At 64.5% G+C, this 21,349-nt stretch carries 8 protein-coding genes; 3 read left to right on the top strand and 5 right to left on the bottom strand.

Annotated elements, in window-relative coordinates:
• Positions 1 to 37 precede the first annotated feature (37 nt).
• The 5 genes from D3227_RS03100 to D3227_RS03080 form a co-directional block, all read right to left on the bottom strand.
• The gene (locus D3227_RS03100) at positions 38 to 1,195 is read right to left on the bottom strand and encodes an ABC transporter permease (RefSeq protein ID WP_120012421.1); all 1,158 of its coding nucleotides are present in this window, start codon (positions 1,193 to 1,195) and stop codon (positions 38 to 40) included.
• Between the two features lie 12 nt (positions 1,196 to 1,207).
• Positions 1,208 to 2,242, bottom strand: coding sequence for an ABC transporter permease (locus tag D3227_RS03095; RefSeq protein ID WP_120012419.1), 1,035 nt, complete (start codon positions 2,240 to 2,242; stop codon positions 1,208 to 1,210).
• Between the two features lie 226 nt (positions 2,243 to 2,468).
• The gene (locus tag D3227_RS03090) at positions 2,469 to 4,121 is read right to left on the bottom strand and encodes an ABC transporter substrate-binding protein (protein WP_120012417.1); all 1,653 of its coding nucleotides are present in this window, start codon (positions 4,119 to 4,121) and stop codon (positions 2,469 to 2,471) included.
• Between the two features lie 286 nt (positions 4,122 to 4,407).
• Entirely contained in the window at positions 4,408 to 10,458 is a 6,051-nt protein-coding gene (locus tag D3227_RS03085) for a translocation/assembly module TamB domain-containing protein (protein WP_120012415.1), read from the bottom strand.
• A gap of 3 nt (positions 10,459 to 10,461) precedes the next feature.
• Entirely contained in the window at positions 10,462 to 12,390 is a 1,929-nt protein-coding gene (locus D3227_RS03080) for an autotransporter assembly complex protein TamA (RefSeq protein WP_120012413.1), read from the bottom strand.
• 280 nt (positions 12,391 to 12,670) lie between these two features.
• Here D3227_RS03080 and D3227_RS03075 point away from each other — a divergent pair, with 280 nt between their 5' ends.
• From D3227_RS03075 to D3227_RS03065, 3 genes are all read left to right on the top strand, one after another.
• A complete protein-coding gene (locus tag D3227_RS03075) occupies positions 12,671 to 18,151 on the top strand; it encodes an alpha-2-macroglobulin family protein (protein WP_120012411.1) in 5,481 nt (1,826 codons plus the stop codon).
• A 213-nt stretch (positions 18,152 to 18,364) separates the two neighbouring features.
• Positions 18,365 to 20,455: a penicillin-binding protein 1C gene (gene pbpC, locus D3227_RS03070; protein WP_245451630.1), complete on the top strand. Its 2,091-nt coding sequence runs from the start codon at positions 18,365 to 18,367 to the stop codon at positions 20,453 to 20,455.
• 18 nt (positions 20,456 to 20,473) lie between these two features.
• The gene (locus D3227_RS03065) at positions 20,474 to 21,196 is read left to right on the top strand and encodes a M15 family metallopeptidase (RefSeq protein WP_120012407.1); all 723 of its coding nucleotides are present in this window, start codon (positions 20,474 to 20,476) and stop codon (positions 21,194 to 21,196) included.
• Positions 21,197 to 21,349: the final 153 nt, after the last annotated feature.

The raw sequence follows: 21,349 nt of genomic DNA, 5'->3' as shown, positions 1-21,349 counted from the left end.
TTGTTCTTCCAGTCAAGCCGGGTCGAAGACCCGTCTGTCAGTCTTTCATCGATTGTTCGCGCAGCGAGTCTGCCAACAGGTTGAGCCCCAGCACGAACGACATCAGCGCGATCGTCGGCGGCAACGCCGGGTGGATGAAGGACCGCAGCAACCGGCTGGCGTCCTTGATCGCGGTGCCCCAGTCCGGACTTTCCGGCGCCAGTCCGAGGCCGAAATAACCCAGCGTGCCGAGCAGGATCGTGGTGTAGCCGATGCGCAGGCAGGCATCGACGATCAGCGGTCCGCGCGCATTGGGCAGGATCTCCCACAGCATGATGTACCAGGGTGATTCACCACGCGTCTGCGCCGCCGCCACATAGTCGCGCGTCTTGATGTCCATGGTCAGGCCGCGCACGATGCGAAACACGCCGGGACTGGAGGCGAACACCACCGCCACGAAGATGTTGAGCTGGTTGGGATCGATGTGGACGATCTTGAGCGGATCGGCGTCGAAGACGAGGCCGACATAGACCCAGCCACCGAGAACAAGCGTCAGCCCAAGCAGGATGTAGAGGCGATCGGGCCGGTTCTTGTAGCGGGTCCAGAACAACACGCTGAAGAAGATGATCGGAAACAGGAAGAACAGCCCGGCCATGGCATAGGGGATCGGCGTGTCCATGATGCCCGGCGTCACCAGCAGGTAGAACAAAAGGATCACCGGGAAGGCCAGCACCAGATTGGCGAGGAAGGACAGCACAGTGTCGATCCTGCCGCCATAGTAGCCGGCCGGTAGGCCGAGGGTGACGCCGACCATCAGCGCAAAGCCGGTCGCCGCCGGCGCGATGATCAGCACGATCTGGCTGCCAAAGACCATGCGGGAAAACACGTCGCGGGCCAATTTGTCGCCACCGAAATAGTAGATGAGCTTCGATGCCGGCTCGATCCCGCCCGGCAGCGCGTCCTTCATGATCGGCACCTGGGCGAGTGGGTCGAAGGGCGCGACGGTCGAGGCAAAGATCGCCGTGAACAGCCAGAACAGGCAGATGCCGACGCCGACGATGCCGACGCCGCTATCGAACAGCTGGCCATAGAGGCCGAGCTTCTTCTTGTAGACGAAGCTCGCGCCCATGACGATGGCAAGTGCGATCCAGACCGGCCAGAACCGCCCGAGCACTCCGAGGACGACATTGAAGGCGCTGATATATTCGACCTGCATCCGCCCGATCCCCTACTGCACTCTGATACGCGGATTGAGAAACGCGTAGCCGACGTCTGAAATGAGCTGCGTGATCAGCACGATGAATACCGAGACCAGCGAACAGCCGAGCAAAAGGTCGATATCATTGTTGCCGGCGGCCTCGACCAGCGTGTAGCCGAAGCCCTGGTAGCGGAACATCACCTCGACGATGACGACGCCGGTGAGCAGCCAGGGAAACTGCAGCATGATGACGGTGAACGGCGCAATCAGCGCGTTGCGCAGGGCGTGCTTGACCACGACGCTGCCGAAGGAGAGGCCCTTCAGCCTGGCGGTGCGGATATATTGCTGCGTCATCACCTCGACCATCGAGGCGCGCGTCATGCGCGCGATATAGCCGATGCCGTAGATCGCCAGCGTCATCACCGGCAGCGTGAAATTGTAGAAGGTGATGCCCTGGCTGGCCGAGGCCGCCGAACCGTTCAGCCAGCCTAGCCAAGAGGCGAAGATGACGGTGAAGATGACGCCCGACACATATTCGGGCGTCGCCGTCGAGGCGATCGAGGCAACCGATAGCGTCCGGTCCGTTCGCGACCCCTCTCGCATTCCGGCAAGGATGCCGATCAGCAGCGAGATCGGTATCATGACCAACAGCACGCAGAGCATCAGGATGCCGGTGGCACTGAGCGCCGGGAACAGCTTCGACGCCACGGTGGTCTTGAACTTGGTCGAACAGCCGAAATCGCCCTGCAGGATACCGGAAAATGTAGGCACAAGCGGATCGTTGCAGAAGGAAAAACGCTGGGCCGGCTTGCCCGTCGCGGCATCGGTCACCGGCTGCTTGGGCAACACGCCGAGCCACTGACCATAGCGGACGAAGAAATTCTGACGATAGCCGTGTCCCGCCAGCCAGCTTTCGAGCTGCTCGGCCGACGTATGCATTTCAGTTTGGCTGATCGCCAGCTTCTTCAAATTCGGATCGAGGTTGATCAGGAAGAAGACGATGATCGTCAGGCACAGCATCGTCAATGCCATGGTGCCCAGGCGCCTGAGAACGAAAGATAGCATGGCGGTCCCCTGCCGGTCTGGTTGGGGTTGTAGCCAGCTTCAAAACCAGCCCTACCGTTGCCGGCAGAGTTGGCTGTCAAACCGGCCCTCGGATGCGATCAACCCTGTTTTATTGCACGATCTTTCCCGAAGAGTCCGCAACTTTTTTGCTGCGCCGACTTCCGGTTCTGGAACCATGCAAGCAGTGATGGGGAAGGGGCGAACGCCCCCTCCCCGATCGGTCCGATTACGCCTGTTCCAGCCAGACCTTGCCATAGTCGCGTTCGAAGGTCGGATGCATCTTGTAGTTCTGCACCGCCTTGACCGAGTGGCTGTAGAGCTTGCGCCAGTAAGGCTGGATGATGATGCCGGCATCCTGCAAGATCTGCTGGATATCCTTCATCATCTCCTTGCGCTTTGCGGCGTCTGCAACGGCGAGCGCAGCATTGAGCTTGGCGTCCCAGTCGGGATTCGACCAGGCTGTCTCGTTCCAGGATTCGCCGGTGCGGTAGCCCAGGGACAGAACCTGGACGCCGAGCGGCCGCATGTTCCAGGTGGTCATGGACAGCGGATATTTGGTCCAGTCGTTCCAGAACGTCGAGCCCGGCAGCACCGTACGCTTGACCTTGATGCCGGCGTCGCGCAATTGCGCGGCGATCGAATCGCCGGTATTCTTCTGCCAGTCCTCGTCGACCGTGATCAACTCGTGCTCGAAGTCGGCTTGGCCGGCTTCCGCCATCAGCGCTTTCGCCTTGGCCGGGTCGCGAGCGATTTTCGGCAGCTCGTAATATTCCGGATGAATCGGGCAGACATGGTGGTTCTCGGCGACAGTGCCGGCATTGCCGTAGCCCAGTTGGAGCACGACAGCGTTGTCGACGCCGAGCTGCAGCGCCTGACGCACCTTCTGGTCGTCGTAAGGCTTGTTGTTGACGTTGGTGCGGCAGACGATGGTCCCGGCGGTGACCACTTCGGACTTCACCAGATCCAGACCGTCGAGGATTGACACGTAGTCGGCCGTGGTTTCGTAGTTGGCGTGCACTTCGCCCGCTTCGAAGGCGCTGACAGTGGCCGCCGGATCGGTGCCGTAGTCGATGAACTCGATGCCGTCGAGAAAGACTTCGCCGTCCCACCACTTGTTGTCTTCGCGGCGCTTGTAGACCACCTTCTGGCCGACATCGTAGGAGACGAGTTCGAAAGGACCGGTACCGATCGGACAGGCTTTGAAGTCGCCGCCTTTTTCATCGAAGGTCTTGTGGACGATCAGGCCCGGATAGTCGCAGACATTGGGAATGATCGAAATGTCCGGCGAGCCAAGCTTCAGCTTTATGGTGTGATCGTCGACCTTGGTGACGGCGCTTTCATCGAGCTTGTCGTCCTTGACCAGCGTGCCGAGGCGGCCGGGCATGGAATTTCCTTCGGCTTTCTTGTCGGCCCAGCGCTTGAGGTTGAAGATGACGTCATCGGCGTTGAATGCATCGCCGTTCGACCAGGTCACGCCCTTGCGCACATGTAACGTGTATTCGGTGGCGTCGTCGTTGATGTCCCAGCTTTCGAGCAGATAGGGGCGGAACGTGTATTCGGTCGTGTACTTGACCAGCGGCTCGAGCGCCTGGCGCTCGGCATTGGCGATTTCAGACCAGTCGGCCTTGCGTGGATCCTTGGGGTCCTTGATCCACTGCGCGACCTTCAGGATGCCACCCTTCTTGCCCTGTACTTCTTCCGCCTTGGCCGGCGTCGGATCGGCGAGACCGAGCATGCCGTAGGCCATCGCCGTGGATGCGCCGAAGACGCTGGCCAAAGCGAGAAATTCGCGGCGATCCATCTTGCCTGCTTTGGCTTCTTCGGCCATTGCCAGGATATGATCCGGAACGCGGTCACCGTTGCTTTTGTAGATTGCCATGACTGACTCCCATTGTTGGCTTTCTGCCTTTTAACATTCCGCATCCGCGCCGTGATGTCAAAGACCGACACGGACTGGGAACATGTTAGCGAATGTGCAACTTTGGAAGGAGGGCAGTTCGCGCGATAACGACAGTCTTGGCGCAAAATTGCTACTGCCCGGCAGATTCCGTTCGAATCCCGGCGCCCGATTAAGATGAGACATTTAAGCGGGATAGGACAGCGCCAGCTGATCCTTGAGTTTGCGCCAGGGCGATAGCTCCCGACGCTCGCGATCGTCGCCGATTTCAGTATTCGCGCTCGTAGAAGATGCCGCCCTTGGCTTCCCCTGCATCGTTGGCTTCGCCGCGCAATTTGACGCCGCGCCCGACATTGAGATCGATGGTCGCCTTGCCAGACCCCGGCTTGTCGCCCTTCTGGATCGTCACATAGGTGCGGTCGTTGAGGTATTTGCCGGCCGAAACGGCTGTGCCGCCCTTCTCGTCCGTCGTGACGTCGAGATCGTCGACGCCGATCGCGCTGCGCAGGTTTTCGAGCAGCGATGTCGAGCCGCCGACGCCAGCCAGCTGCCCTGCGGCTTCGGCAAGCTGGGCGATCTGCAGCGGCGACAGGTTCGACATCGAGCGGCCGAAGATCAGTTGCGCCAGCACCTCGTCCTCCGGCAGGGCCGGCACGGACGAGAAGGTGAATTTCGGATTGGTCGCCTCGCCCGACACCACAATGGTGACGGTGGCGCTGCTCGTCGTCGACGTCGCCGTCAGGTTGAGGTAGGGCACCAGCGAACCGGAAAACCCGACCGTGCCTTCGGTGAAGGTGAGCCGCTTGGCGAGGATCGACAGCCGCCCGCGCTGCAAGGTGAAAGTGCCGACCGCATGCGGCGACGCCGCCGGGCCGGTCAGCTTCAGCGAGCCGCCAAGCTCGGCATCGACGCCCCTGCCCTGGATGAAGATCTGGTTCGGCGCGTTGACCGTGACGTCGAGGGCAAGCCCGCTGCCGCCACCACCACCGCTTGTCGTTGGCGGACGCAGCGCCTTGTCCTGCGCCCGCACGGCGACCGGCGCGTTCTTGTGCTTTACGTCGAGTGCCGACAGCGATCCCGGCAGCTTCTCGGGGACAGTGATGACGGTCTTGGCCAGGTTGATGGTTCCAGAGATCACCGGCGCCGAGGCGAGCGGTCCCTTGATGGTAAGGTCGCCGCCGAGATTGGCGGTGACCACCCGACCGTCGGTATAGCGGCCGTCGGTGAGCTTGACCGACAGGTCGGCGGGGAACCCTTGCGCCGGGTTGATGCCGACCGTGCCGCTGGCCGACAGGCTGCCGCGCGTCGACAGCGTGCCGGTCAGGCGGTTGATCCGGGCAACGCCGGCGCCGATCGAAACGTCGAAAGCGATGTCGTTGACGGCAAGGCCGGAGCGCGCATCGATCAGGCGGGCACCTGACGTGCTGACCGTGCCGCCGATGACCGGCGACGTCGCCGGGCCGCGCACTTGCACATTGACACTGGCAGTACCGTTCAATGACAGGCCTTGCGCGGCAAGCTTCGCGGCAAGGAAGGAGAACGGCACCTTGCCGGAAAAGTCGAGCGCCAGCGCCGGCGTGCCCGCAATGGTCACCGTGCCGCCGCCCTTGAGGCCAAGTCCGGCCCCGTCACTGATGTTGGCGTCAAAGGTAAGTTTCTTGCCGGCGAACGTTCCTGACGAGGAAATGTTCATGCCGCCAAGGCCGGCGCCGCGGGTCTGCGAGGTCTGCACGCCGCCTGCATCGATTTTGAACGCAATGCTTGGATTGGCTGGTGCGCCTGTCACCTTGACCGTGCCGGAGATCGAGCCGGCGGCATCGAGGCCTGGCGAGAAACTGTTGGCGAGCGAGATTGGCACCTTGGCCAGTGCGGCATTGACGTCGAGCGCCTGCCCGACCTTGCCGGTCACCGTCGCCGTGCCGCCACCGAGGTTGAGCACCAGCCTGTCCAGCGTCGTCGTGCCGTTGGCGATGCTGATGGTCGAGGCCTGCGCGATCGCGGCCCTGATCCCCTGCACCGTCGCCTGGCCGGAGGCGAGCTCGATGGTCGTCGTGCCGTTCGCCACCTTAACCCGGCCGGCGGCCTTGGCAGGAATGTCCTTGACGGTGGCGCCGCCGGAAAAGCCGGTCCAGTCGCCGTCGCGCTTCAGATCGACATCAATGCCGCGGATGACGGTGCCGCCGGAGATGACGCTGTCGGCGCGGATCTTGCCGGAGATCACCGGCGCGGCAAGATAGTTGGCGATCAGCGCGTCGATGGAAACGGTCTTCGCCACCAGGTCGCCACGCGAAAGCGAACCGGTTGTCGCCTTGATAGCGACTTGCGGCGCGTTGCCGCTCTTCGAGAAGACAATCGTGCCGCGCACGTCGCCTTCGGCCTTTTCCAGGGCCAATGCGGCCAGCGGCCCGATATCGGGCAGGTCGAGGGCGACCGTGCCTTCGGGCACGAAGGCCTGGTCGAGCGCGAGGTCGCCGGAGATCCGGTTCTTGCCGAGCGACAGCAGCAGTCCGTTGATGGCGCTCTTGCCGTCCGTCGTCGCCAGCACGGCGCTGCCTTGCAGTGCTTGCCCGGCGACATTGCCGGTCAGTTGCACATTGGCCGCCGGGTTGGCGGCATCGGCCTTGCCGGTGGCGGTCAGCTTCAGGCCAGTGATCTCGCGCTCCGCCACCGAAAGCCGGTCACTATCGACCGTCAGCGAAAGGTCCGGCGCCAGGCTCGGGCCTTGCGCATTCAGCGCAAAAGCGATGGCGCCCTTGGCGTCTTTCGACAGCAGCGAGATGTCTGATAGAGCGCCCTTGATGTCGGCGCTGAGCTTGTTGTCGGCGAGGCTTGCCTGCCCATTGGCGGTCAGCGCACCCGACGCCAGCGTGACCGGGCTCGCGCTGACATTGCCATGGGCATCGCGCTTCAGCGTCGCGCTGAGCTGGGTCCGCTCGGCCAGCACGCCATGCGCCGCTGCCGGCAACGCCGCCGAAAGGGCGTCAGCCTTGAGGTTGAGGTCGATGGCGCCGTCGGCCAGGGAAACCCGGCCGTTGAAAGCGCTGTCGAGTGCTGCGCCCTGCACCGAGCCGCTGTCGATAGTGATGGCATCGGCGGCCAGGCTGCCGGCGACTTTTGCAATGATCTTGCCAGCGATCAGCGGCGCGATGGTCGAGTTGTCCAGTCCTATCTTGTCCGCCGTCACCGTACCCGAGATCGGTCCGGTACGGCTCTTGACGTCGAAGGCGTCGGAATGCAGCGCAAGCGCGATGCCTTCGACCTTGGCGTGGTTGGTGGCGACCGAGGGCAGCGCTGCGGAAATATCCAGCTTCACCTTCATGCCTTGCCCCGCCGCCTTCACCGACAATGCCTGCAGCTCGAATTTGATCGGGCTTTCGGCGCTGCCGAGCGTCAGCGGCAGGCTGGGACCGGTGGATGTCAGGTCGAGCGCGAAATCGCTGGCGCCGTTGGGGTTGATCGTGCCGGCGGCCTTGCCGGAGATCTTTTCGCCGGCAAGCGTCGCATGATCGATGGCGATCCCGCCGGCCGGCGTGAAACCGCCGGCGGCATTGAGGTTGAGCGGCCCGAGCCCGGCCTGCCGGGTCTGGCTGGTCTCGGCGCCGGCGAGCTGGACATTGAAGCGTATGTCGGGGTTTGCCGGCGATCCCGTCACCTGCGCCGTGCCATCGAGTGTCCCCACACCGTCGAGGCCGGGGGAGAAATCATTGGCAAGTGCTGCCGGCAGTGCGGAGAAAATTGCCGCTAGGTCGAGCGTCCGGCCTGCAGTGCCGGAGAGCGTCACCGCGCCACCGCCGACATCGACCACCAGTCGCTCGATGCTGGTCACGCCATTGGCGATGGAGAGACTTGATGGGCTGGCGATGGCCGCCTTGATGCCGCGAACGGTCGCCTCGCCCGAGGCAATCTCGATGCTGGTCGTGCCACCGGCGATCTTCGCCCGGCCGGCGGCGGTAGCTGGGATGCCGGCGATCGTCGCGCCGCCGGTGAAATTGGTCCAGTCGCCGTCGCGCTTCAGATCGACGCCGATGCCGCTGATGACAGTCGTTCCCGATGTCACGCTGTCGGCCCTGATCGTACCGGAGATCGCCGGCCTCTTGAGATAGTTGGCGATCAGCGCGTTGACGGTGATCGCCTTCGCCGCCACCTCACCGCGCGAGATCGATGCACTGGCCGCATTGATGCTGACGGTCGGCGCTTCGCCCTCCTTGGCGAAGGCAATGGTGCCACCGATATCGCCTGCCGCCGTCTGCCCGCCGAGCGAAGCCAGCGGCGCGATATCGGGGGCAGCAAGCGTCAGCGTGCCGAGAGGCAGCAACTTGTCGTCGAGCACAAGATCGCCCGAAACCTTGTTGTCGCCCAGCGACAGGCTCAGCCCCTTGATGGAACGCTTGCCATCGCTGGTCACCAGCGCCGCCTTGATGTCGAGCGGCTGGCCGTCGACAGACCCGGTCAGCGAGACATCCGCCGCCGGATTGGCGACGTCGGCCTTCCCCGCTGCGGTCAGCTTGATGTCTTTCACCGTGCGGCCCGACGCCGTCAGGCTGGCGCTGTCGGCCGAAACGGAGAAGTCCGGTGCCCAGCGCGCGCCGCTTGCCGTCAGCGCGAAATCGACGCCGCCGGCGAGAGGCACGCCGGCCAGCTGCGAGAGCACCGAAACGTCGCCGAGCGTGCCCTTGATGTCGGCCTGGATATCGCTGCCTTGCGCGCTGGCGGTGCCGCTGGCCTTGAGCGAACCGGAGGTCAATTCGAGTGAATTGGCGGCGAACGAACCTTGCGGGTCGCGGGTCGCGGTCGCCGAGAACGTCACGCGCTCGCCCAGCACCGAGCCGATCTGAGGCGGCAGCGCCGATGAAACCGCATCGGCGTTCATGTTCAGCTTCATCGCCAGGTCGGTCAGCGATAGAGTGGCCGTCAGGGAGGCGTTGAGCGCATCGCTGCGCAACGTTCCCTGGTCGAGCGAAATCTCGTCCTTGCTTATCTTACCGGCGAGATCGGCCGCCAGCTTGCCGGTCACCAGCGGCGTCAGCGTCGCAACGTCGGTTTTCAAGCCGCCGGCTTCAAGCTTGATGCTGACCGGGCCGCTGCGATTCTCAATGTCGAACCCGTCGGAATGGATCTGCGCCGCCAGATCGTTGAGCTGCGTGCCGCCTGCCGCCACCGAAACCAGCGACGCACCGATATCGACCATCGGCGCCTTGCCGTCGCCGAAGGCGCGGGCAGTCGCGTCCTTCACCGCCACCGTGACCGGTTGCGCCTTGGTGCCGACGTCGAGCACCACGGGCTCGCCCTTGGCGGCGATCTCCACCGAAAGGTCGCTAGCGCCCTTGGGATCGACCCTGCCCGCGGCGGTGCCATGCACGGCGTCGCTCTCGATCGTGGCGCGCTCGATGTCGACGCCGCCGGCCGGCGTCGCGGTGCCGGCAAGGTCGAAGCTGGTCTTGCCGGCAAACAGCGGCTTCAGCTTCTCTGGCAGGAAACGCCCGAAATCGCCGTCGCCCTTGGCCTCGACGTGATTGCCCTGGTCGCTGAGCTGGTGGCGGCCGGTAAGCTGGGTAACGATCTGGCCGTCGACGACGAAGGTGCCGATGCCGCTCCAGTTGGCCAGTGGCCCCGTCCCCGAGACGATGATGTCGACCGGCGGCGCGTCGGGCAGTTTGAGCAGGTTGGCAATGATGCCGCCCGCCGGCTCGGATGCCTTGAGATCGAGGTCGAGCTTGTTGTCGGCGGGCGCGAAATGGACCTTGGCGTCGACATTGCCCTGCTTGCCGTCACGGCGAGTGATCGCGAGCACCGTTTCGACCGCCAGCGGCGACGCATCGACCTTGGCCGATCCCTTGGCGGCAAGCTCGGCAATGCCACTCCCGGCCAGTTGCTCGCCAAGCGCAATCTCGGGCATATCGATCTGTTTAATGTCGATCGAAACCGGCAGCGTCGTTGCACCACTCTGCGCCGGCTGGGTGCTCGCAGCCGGCAAGCGGGCGAGTTCGATGCGCTCGGCGCCGATGCGCTCGGCGCTGAAGTTCTTCGACAAAAGTGCTGTCGGCGACCAGTCGACGGCGACCTTGCGCGCCACCAGCCAGGCGCCGTTGCGGTCTTCCAGCACGACATGGTCGAGCCTGAGCGCGCCCGACCAGATGCCGTCTATGCCGCTGACGGTGACTTTTCGGTCATCGCTGGATGCAAGATGCGAGATGATGCCGGCGAGGTTGTCGCGGCCGCGCTCGGTCTTGGTCAGCACGACGAGCGCGCCGACGCCCGCCGCCACCACGATGAGCAGCGTGTAAAGAACAATGCGGAGGATGCGCCAGAACGTCTTCATGGCTCAGAACGCCTGTCCGATGCCGGCATAGATGCCGAAACGCGGGTCGCCCGGGTCGCGGTTGAGCGGGATCGCCGCGTCGACCCTCAATGGTCCGAATGGAGTAAGATAGCGCACGCCGACGCCGGCGCCGACCTTCATGTCGGAAAAGTCCGGGAAAGATTTCGTCGAGACGGTGCCGGCATCGACGAACGGCACGATGCCGATCGTATCGGTGACCGCAATGCGCATCTCAACCGAGGTTTCGAAGAAGGAAAGGCCGCCGATCGGCTGCCCGTCGATGTCCTTGGGCCCGATGCCCTGATAGGCATAGCCGCGCACCGAGCCGCCGCCGCCGGAATAGAAGCGGCGGTCGGCAGGGACATGCTCCAGGCTGGTGCCGACGATGGAACCGATGGCAACGCGCTCGGCGAGCACGAATTTTGAGGCGGAGTCGATCGATTGGTAGGCAGACCCTTCGCCCTTCAGCTTGAGGAAAGCTGCGCCGCTCAAAATGTCGTAGCTCGGCTCGGCATAGGCCAGCACCCTGAAACCTTTTGTCGGATTGAGCCTGACGTCGCGATTGTCATAGACATATTGCAGCGGAATGCTGGCGATCAGATAGGTGTGTTTGCCGAAGGCATCGGTGATTTTCGAATAGTCGAGCGCGACTTCCGCCGACACCCTCTGCTTCTTGTCGATGTCATAGGAAAGCCCGGTGCTGCCCTTGATCGAGAAACGGTCATAGGCGTCGGGATGCTCGAGCACGGTCTTGACGCTGGCGATGAATTTCGACGCCGGCCCGACCACGCCCGGCTTTTCGAACATGATGCCGGCATTGTAGTTGAGCTCGCCCAGATCGTTGCTGCCGATGCCGCTGATGGCGCCGTCGATGCGCAGCTTTTCGGCGCGGCCGAACAGGTTGCGGTGACCCCAATAGCCTTCCAGTCCCAGGCCTTCCGTATTGGACACGGTGCCGCCGAGGCCGAAGTAACGCGGCTTGCGCTCGCTGACCTGGACGTTGATCGGGATGTTGCCGTCGGCGTCGAGGCCGTCGGCCTCCTTCAGCGTCACGCTGTTGAACACTTCGAGCCCAAGCAGCCGGTCGCGTGCATCATCGATCTCGTCGGGCGAATATTGGCGGCCGCATTTCAGGCCGGTCATGTATTCGGAGAAATCGCGGTCGACCTTCTCGGTGCCCTCCACCGTGGTGTCGCCATAGCCGGCGACCGGTCCGGCCGCCACGGTCAGCGTGACGTCGAGCGTCGAAGTCGCATGGTCGGCAACGATATGGCTGCCCGTGACCTTGGCCAGCGGCCTGCCTTCCTGCTTCAGCGCCCGGATGATCAGCGCTTCGGCCTTGAGCACGGCGCCGGATCCGGCATCGCCGCCAGCGATCAGCCCGAAATCGGCGCTCGCCAGCCCGGCCGCATCGCCCTCCAGCCTGATGTTGCCCAGCGTGAATTTCGGCCCGGGCGTCACTGTGACCACCACGGGGATCGGCTGCGGCCCGGTGAATTCGGCGTCCGGCGGCAATTCGTCGAGCGGCTTGCCCTGGATGGTGATGGTGACGATGCCTTCATAACGGGCATCCGCATAAAGCGCGGCAACCAGTTGCTCGCGGTCGCTGCGCGCCTTGGCCAGCAGGCCGAGCGAACCGGACACAGGACGTTCTTCGTCGGCCTTCAGCGTTGACGCGTTTTCGAGTTTCTTGACCAGATCCTTGTCGGCATCGGTCGCCTCGATGGTCACGGCGTAGCGCAGCGGGTCGACGATATCGGCGTCCTCGTCGTTCGACGAGCCCCACAATTTGATGCCGAAAATCTCGAAAGCGGCAGCATTCCGGCTTTCCGCGGCGAGCATGGTGGAACACATCAGCACGAAAAGCAGGGCGCGCGGAAGCCCGCGCATTCGCGCGGTTCCTCCCGACATATGTCTTTCATGCGCCGACATTACAAATCTAACCTAGCTTGCAATGCTAAAATTGGAATGAAGTTCTGAAGTGCTCGTAAAGGGGCCACAATCCAATTGTCTGAAATAGACAGGGCTTGGAATTCACACCTTCTGCGTCGCCGCAAGAATGCGTGATCCCCTGTCCTATGGAGGTTCTATCCGATACCGGCTCTCGGCCGGAAAGGAAACCGTTGGCAGGCGGAACCTGCCGCGTCCTCGTGTTGACAAGCCTGACTGAAGCTTGATCATGTCGGGACGTAAGCACTGTCTGGAGGGTGTTATGGCAATGCGCGCGGCTCGTGGTCTGTCTTTTCTTCTCCTTCTCTTTTTTGCCTTGGGAAGCGTCGCGCAAGCGGCCGAAGCCCGGCGAATCGTGACGACCGATAATTCCGACTATTTCGGTTTCGATCTCAGATCCGACCAGAATGTCAGCCTCGACCAGTGCAAGACGACCTGCCTGGGCGATCCGGCCTGCCGCGCCTTCACCTACAACACCAAGGCCAAATGGTGCTTCCTCAAATCCGACTATAACCAGCTGAAAACCTTCAACGGCGCCATCGCCGGCAAGGTCGCCAATGTCGATGGCGATCCCGATATTGGCGCGCCGCCGGAGCTTGCCTTCTTCCCCAACTGGATGGCCGACCAGGCACAGCAGTACCGCAACAAGCTGACCGATCCGGCCTATGACAAGCCGACCGAAGGGCTGGAAGCGCTCAAAGCAGCGGCCGAGCAGTCGTCGCTGACCGGCGACCATCGCTCCGCCATGCAGAAATACGAGGCCGCGGTTTCGGTATTGCCCGATGACGGCCACCTCTGGTTCGAACTGGCGCGCGAGACGCTTGCGGTGCAGCCGGCCTCCAACACCTCCGAAGCATCGACCTTGCCGGCAAACGCCACCTCCGCCGGCTTCAACGCCTACAAGCTGCTGCGCACCACCAGGACGCGCGCCGAAGTGCTGGCGCTGCTCGGCGCCGGGCTTGACCGCCGCGACCTCTACCGTCCCGCGCTCCAGGCCTATGAAGCCAGCCTCGCGCTGGTCGCTTCGCCTTCGGTCCAGGCCGACTATGCGGACCTCAAGTCGCGCAAGGGCTTCCGCGTCATCGACCACACGGTCGATGCCGACACCAGCGCGCCACGCATCTGCGCGCAGTTTTCAGAGGATCTGGTCAAGACCGGCGTCGACTATGCCCAGTTCGTCACCGTCGGCAACGCGCCGCCGAAGGGCGTCGAGGCCAAGGACAAGCAGATCTGCGTCGAAGGGCTGGAGCACGGCCAGCACTACGAAGTGACCTTCCGCACCGGCCTGCCGGCGGCCATCGGCGAGGTGATTTCCGTACCCGTGGTGCTGTCGATCTACGTGCAGGACCGCGCGTCATCGGCCCGCTTCACCGGCGACAGCTTCGTGTTGCCGGCCGGCGCGCGCCGCGGCATTCCGGTCGTCACCGTCAACATGGCCGCCGCCAAGATGAAGCTTTACCGCATCGGCGACCGTTCGCTGGCGCAGCTTCTGTCCGGCTATCAGTTCCTGAAGCAGCTCGACGGCTACGACCTTTCCAACATTTCCGACCAGATGGGCGAGCCGGTCTGGGAAGGCCAACTCGACATCGCCAACGATCTCAACAAGGAGGTCACCACCTCCTTCCCGGTCGACGAGGCCCTGCCGCAGCGCAAGCCTGGCGTCTATGTGCTGACCGCGCAGGCTGTCGACGACCGCAGCGACGACTACAATTCGCGGGCCACGCAATGGTTCGTCGTCTCCGACATCGGCCTGTCGACCTATACCGGGCAGGACGGGCTCAACGTCTTCGCCCGGTCGCTGGGAACCGCCAAGCCGATATCGGGCGCCGAGCTCACCCTGCTTGCCCGCAACAACGAGATCCTCGGCACCGCCACCACCGACGCCGAAGGCAGCGCTGTCTTCAACCCCGGCCTGACGCGCGGCGACGGCGGCATGGTGCCGGCCGTCCTGATGGCCAAGCAGGGCGACAACGACTTCGTGTTCCTGGATATGGGTCGGGCCGGCTTCGACCTGTCCGATCGCGGCGTCTCCGGGCGCCCGGCGCCGGGCGCGCTCGACGTCTATGCCTGGACCGAGCGCGGCATCTACCGCGCCGGCGAGGATGTCCATGTCGCGGCACTCGCTCGCGACGGCGCCGCCAAGGCGGTCGAGAACCTGCCGCTGACCTTCATCTTCACGCGTCCCGACGGCGTCGAAAACCGCCGCATCGTTAGCGACGGCGCATCGGCCGGCGGCCATGCCGTCGACCTGCCGCTCGAACCCAACGCCATGCGCGGCACCTGGACCGTATCTATCTACACTGACCCTAAACAGGCGGCGGTCGCCAGCCAGATGTTCCTGGTCGAGGATTTCGTGCCGGATCGCATCGAGTTCGACCTCGCCGCCGACAAGAAGGAGATCGCGCAGGGCGAAACCGCCAACGTCACGGTCGATGGCCGCTTCCTCTATGGCGCGCCGGCGGCGGGCTTGGCTCTCGAAGGCGAATTGACACTATCGACCGCCCGCGACTGGGATCGCTTCAAGGGCTATTCCTTCGGTCTCGCCGACGAGCAGTCGGCCGAACCCTCGGTGACCCCGTTCATCGGCCTGCCCGTGGTCGGCGAAGACGGCAAGGCGATCTTCCCGGTCTCCGTCGACCAATTGCCATCGACCACCAAGCTGGTCGACGCCAAGGTCACGGTCAGGATGCGCGAAACCGGCGGCCGCGCCATCGAGCGCTCGCTCGAGATCGGCATCCGCCCGCAAGGCCACATGATCGGCATCCGGCCGGATTTCGACAATGACGAGGTGCCGCAAGGCGGCACTGCCAAGTTCAGCCTGATCGCCGTCGATCCCGACGGCAAGCGCGAGGCGCTGAAAGGCGCGCTGTGGTCGCTGGTCAAGGTCGAACGCAATTACCAGTGGTACCGCTCCAACAATTCCTGGAACTATGAGCCGGTGACCTTCACCAAGTCGGTGGCCAACGGCCAGGTCGACCTCAGTGCCGACGGCGAGGCGACGGTGTCGTTGCCAGTCGACTGGGGCCGCTACCGGCTGCAGGTCGAAACTGCCGACCCGGAAGGCCCGGCGACCAGCTATGAGTTCGACGGCGGCTGGTATGTCTCCTCCACCACCACCGAAACGCCTGATGGCCTCGAGATCGCCCTCGACAAGGACGCCTACGCGGCGGGCGAAGTGGCCAAGCTCAAGGTCTCGCCGCACTTTGCCGGCGAACTGCTGGTCACCATCGGCGCCGACAAACTGCTGAAGACCGTCACCGCCACGGTGCCGGTCGGCGGCAGCACCGTCGACATCCCGGTCGGCGACGACTGGGGTGCCGGCGCCTACATCACCGCGACGCTGTTCAGGCCGGGCGATGCGCAGGAAACGCGCATGCCGGCGCGCGCCATCGGTGTGAAATGGCTGAACGTCGATCCGGGCTCGAAGAAGCTCGCCGTCACCCTGACGCCGCCCGACAAGACGATGCCGCGCCAGCAGCTGTCGATCCCGATCTCCGTCGCCGGCGTCCAGCCCGGCAGCAATGCCTATGTCATGGTCGCCGCCGTCGATGTCGGCATCCTCAACCTCACCAATTACAAGGCGCCGGACCCGGAGAACTGGTTCTTCGGCCAGCGCATGCTGGGGCTCGAGATCCGCGACCTCTATGGCCGCCTGATCGACGGTTCGCTCGGCACCACCGGCAAGTTGCGCACCGGCGGCGACGGCGCCAATTTGCAGGCGCAAGGCAGCCCGCCGACCGAAAAGCTGGTCGCCTTCTTCTCCGGCACGGTCCAGCTCGATGCCGACGGCAAGGCCAGGGTCGATTTCGACATTCCGCAGTTCAACGGCACCGTGCGCGTCATGGCCGTCGCTTGGACCAAGGAAGCGGTCGGTCATGCCCAGTCCGACGTCATCGTGCGTGATCCGATTGTGATTACCGCCGGCCTGCCGCGCTTCCTGGCGCCCGGCGATGCCGCTGTCATGCGGCTCGACATCGCCGACACGGACGGTCCGGCCGGCGATTATGCCCTGTCGATCGACACGACAGGCGACCTGTCGACCGGCGACAAGCCGCTGCCGCAGATGCTGACGCTCGCCCAGGGCAAGCGCCAGACGCTGACCGTACCACTGATCGCGAAGACGGCCGGCAATGCTTCGCTGACCATCAAGCTCGCCCATGCCGACGGCACCAAGGTCGAGCAGACGCTCTATGTCCCGGTGCGGCCGCCGCAATTGCCGGTCACCACCCGCCTGGTGGTCGATCTCAAACCCAATGTCGGCGCGCTGCGCGTCGACAAGGAACTGCTGGCGGCAAGCCTGCTCGACGGCGCCTCCGTCAGCGTCGGCGTTTCGCAGACGGCAGCCTTCGACGTGCCGTCGCTGCTGATGACGCTCGACCGCTACCCCTATGGCTGCGCCGAGCAGACGACCAGCCGTGCGCTGCCGCTGCTTTACGTCAACGAACTGGCGTCAGGCATCGGCATGGCCAGCGACCCGGACCTGCATAACCGCATCCAGGAGGCCATCTACAAGGTGCTGAGCTACCAGGCCTCGGCCGGTAGCTTCGGCCTGTGGGGCCCGGGTTCCGGCGATCTCTGGCTCGACGCCTATGTCAGCGACTTCCTGACCCGAGCGCGCGAGCAGAAATACGACGTGCCTGCGCTGGCGATGAGCCAGGCACTGAACAATCTGCAGAACTCGCTCGGCTACGACCAGGACGTCCAGGGCCGCGGCAGCGAGATCGCCTACGCGCTCTATGTTCTGACCCGCAACAAGAAGGCGTCGGTCGGCGACCTGCGCTACTATGCCGATACGCAGCTCGAGGCCTTCACCAGCCCGATGGCCGTCGCCCAGTTGGCGGCGAGCCTCGCGCTCTACGGCGATACGCAGCGCTCGGAAGCGACTTTCCAGGCGGCATTCCGTCTGGCCCAGTCGGCCACCGACTATGACTACTACAGGTCGGATTACGGCTCGCCGTTGCGTGACGGCGCGGCGATGCTGGCGCTGGCGGCGGAATCGAAGCCGGTGCCGACCATCGTGCCGGCGCTGGTCAAGCTGGTGGCAAGGAAGCGCGCCGACGCCCGCTGGACGAGCACGCAGGACGAGTCCTGGATGCTCTTGGCGGCGCGGGCGCTGAAGGAAGGCAACGACTCGATTACGCTCTCGGTCAATGGCGCCCCGCATGCCGGCGGTTACTCCGACCAATTCAGTGGCAGCGACATTGCCGAAAGCCCGCTCACCATCGCCAACACCGGCAAGACGCCGCTGCAGGCGGTGGTCACCACGGTGGCTTCGCCGGTCGAGCCACTGCCGGCCGGCGGCGACGGCTTCACCATCGAGCGCACCTACTACAAGCTCGACGGCACCGAAGCCAACGTCACCGAGGTCCAGCAGAACGAGCGCTACGTGGTCGTGCTCAAGGTCTACGAGCAGAACAAATGGCCGTCGCGCCTCTTGATCACGGATCTGTTGCCGGCCGGCTTCGAGATCGACAATCCCGGCCTGGTTTCCAGCGCCCAATTGTCGAACTTCTCCTGGCTGGCGCAGACCGATGCCGCCCATCTCGAATTCCGCGACGACCGTTTCGTCGCGGCGTTCAACCCGAACGACGGCGACGGCGACCGCAGCATCGCGCTGGCCTATGTCGTGCGCGCGGTAACGCCCGGCACCTACGCCCATCCGGCGGCAACGGTCGAGGACATGTACCGCCCGCAATATTCGGCCCGCACCGCCACCGGCATGATGGAGGTCAAGGCGCCGTAGGGCAAAGATGGCGAACAGGAACATGGCGATGGCGCCGCCCCTCATTGCCCTGCCGGGCATTTCTCCCCGTATAGTGACGGGGAGAAAGAAGCCTGCGTCGAAGCTTTCGCCAATCTCGAACGCTGCGGAAAAGGCGCCGAGGGTCGCGACAGCTTTCTTCTCCCCGTCACTATACGGGGAGAAGGTGCCGGCAGGCGGATGAGGGGCAGCGCCATGCTCTCCAGAATAGTCCTGCGTCGGGCGGCCATTGCGGTCGCCACCCTCGCCGGTCTCACAACAATTGCCGCCGTCGCTCTCTGGCAGCTCGACCGCGCCTTTCCACCGCCGCTGCCGGAAAAGCTCACAGTGTCGACCGAGGTGCAGGACCGCGACGGCCAGTTGCTGCGTGCCTTCGCCACGCCTGACGGTTACTGGCGGCTCGAAACCCGTCTCGACCAGGTCGACAAGCAGTTCGTCGACATGCTGGTCGCCTATGAGGACAAGCGCTTCTGGGACCATGATGGCGTCGACGTGCTGGCGCTGGCCCGCGCCGCCAGGCAGTTCGTCAGCAATGGCCATATCGTCTCCGGCGGCTCGACGCTGTCGATGCAGCTTGCCCGGCTGACCGAGCCGCGCGACAGCCGCAGCCTTGGTTCCAAGATCAAGCAGATGCTGCGCGCCATCCAGATCGAGCGGCGGCTCTCCAAACGCGAGATCCTGGAGCGCTATCTGACGCTGGCGCCATATGGCGGCAATCTCGAGGGCGTGCGCGCCGCCTCGCTCGCCTATTTCGGCAAGGAGCCCAAGCGGCTCACCGTCTCGGAAGCCGCCCTGCTCGTCGCGCTCCCGCAATTGCCGGAAAGGCGCCGGCCCGACCGCAACCTCGGCATTGCGCACGCCGCCCGCGACCGCGTGCTGACCCGCATGGTTTCGGCCGGCTTGCTCGGCGAGCGCGAGGCAGCGCGCGCCGCGCTCGACGATGTTTCGGGCCTGCGCCGCAAATTGCCGGCGCTCGCTGCCCACGCTGCCTATGCAATGCTGCCCAAGGCCACGCCCGGCAAGCCGCTGCAGCTGACGATCCGCAAAAGCGTCCAGGAAGGGCTGGAACAGGTCGCGAAGGAGGCAGCCGCCAAGCTCGGCCCGCGCCTGTCGGTGGCCATGGTGATGGCCGACTCCCGCACCGGCGACATCCTCGGCGAAGTTGGTTCGGCCGATTTCTTCGACGCCAGCCGCTCCGGCTGGATCGACATGACCAGGATCATCCGCTCGCCGGGTTCGACGCTGAAGCCTTTCATCTATGGGCTCGCCTTCGAGCAGGGGTTGGTGGCGCAGGAGACCATCATCGAGGATAGCCCTGCCGATTTCTCCGGCTACCGGCCGAAGAATTTCGACATGGGCTACCAGGGCGATGTCAGCATCCGCCAGGCGCTGCAGCTGTCGCTCAACGTACCGGCGATCCGGGTGCTCGACGCGGTCGGCCCGGCGCGGCTGACGGCGCGCTTTCGCCAGGCCGGCGTCAGCCCAGTACTGCCGGTCAACGAGGCGCCGGGCCTTGCGATCGGTCTCGGTGGCGTCGGGGTGACGTTGCGCGACCTTGTCCAGCTCTATACGGGGCTCGCCAATGGCGGCAAGGCGCACACGCTGCATGACGGCACCGAGCCGGCCAATGCCGAACGCTCCACCGCCACCATCCTCGACGACCAGGCGAACTGGCAGATCACCGACATATTGTCGGGCGTCAAACCGCCCGAAGGTGCCTCCCAGCGCGGCATCGCCTACAAGACCGGCACCTCCTATGGCTACCGCGATGCCTGGTCGGTCGGCTTCGACGGCCGCTACGTGCTGGGCGTCTGGGTCGGCCGCGCCGATGCCGGCGCCGTGCCCGGCCTGTCCGGCTATGTCTCGGCCGCACCGATCCTGTTCGAGGGCTTTGTCCGCTCCGGCCTCGCCACCGTGCCGCTGCCGGGACGGCCGGCCGGTGTGTTCAGCGCCAGGCGCGAAGACCTGCCGGTGACGCTGGCGCGCTTCGGCGCCGTCACCGAGGGGCTGGCGCAGGCAGCACCCACCGAACCCGCGCCGACGATCATCTTTCCGCCCGACGGCGCCCGCGTCGACCTCGCCACCAATTCGCCTGACGCTTCGCCGCTGGTGCTGAAGCTGCAAGGCGGCCGCGCGCCGTTCCGCTGGCTGGCCAACGGCAAGCCGCTGACCGGCATCGACCGACGCCGCACCGCGACCTGGCTGCCCGACGGCGCCGGCTATTCGACGCTCACCGTTATCGACGCCGCCGGACGCGCGGCCAGCGTGAAGGTGTTCGTCGAATGAAAGTGCTCGTTGAATAGAATGCGCCAAACGATTCAGCGCATTGGGCTTTGCGTCCTGCTGCCCCTCGCCTGCACCCTCCCCACCTCCGCCGATCCCCTCCCAGCCGGCTTCGTCCGTCTCGCCGATGTCGACCCCTCGATCCGCCAGGACATCCGCTATGCCGGTCTCGAAAACTTCCTGCACCGCAAGACCGATGGCTATGACGCCCCGGTCTGCATCCTCACCCGGCAGGCGGCGGCGGCTCTGTCCAGCGTGCAGAACGCGCTCACCGTCGAGAACCTGACGCTGGTCGTCTTCGACTGCTATCGGCCCGCGCGCGCCGTCACCGATATGGGCGAATGGACAAGAAAAGGCGGACCATCCGATCCGCAATGGTATCCGGCGGTCAAGCGCAACGACCTCACTGCCAAGGGCTATATCGGCGAACTGTCCAGCCACTCACGTGGCTCGACCGTCGACGTCGCCATCGTCAGGGCCGATCGCAGGAGCGCACCAAAACCCGCCTGTGGCGCACCCAATGCCGACACGCTCGATTTCGGCACCGGCTTCGACTGCTTCGATCCAATGAGCGAAACCGCCCACCGCCCACTTACCGGCGACGCGGCGGCAAACCGCAGAAAGCTTGTCGAGGCCATGCGGGCCGGCGGCTTCAAGAACTATGCCCGCGAATGGTGGCATTTCACGCTCTCAGACGAACCGTTTCCCAAACAGCGCTTCGACTTTCCCGTCAGCGCGCAATAGAACGCCGTAAGCGCAAACCTCTCGCAACGTGGCCTTGCCTGAACACACGCCGTTTCTAGATAGCGTCGGACCGCGTGGTGTCGGTGCTGGCTAATATGAGGAAAATGTTTCCTCAGCAGGCCAATCCCCGGCGAAAAATTGCTTCGAGACAGC

The organism is Mesorhizobium waimense (assembly GCF_003601975.1).
GTDB lineage: Bacteria > Pseudomonadota > Alphaproteobacteria > Rhizobiales > Rhizobiaceae > Mesorhizobium > Mesorhizobium waimense.
Note: the sequence above shows the minus strand (reverse complement) of the source record. Positions and strands in the feature narration are given on the sequence as shown.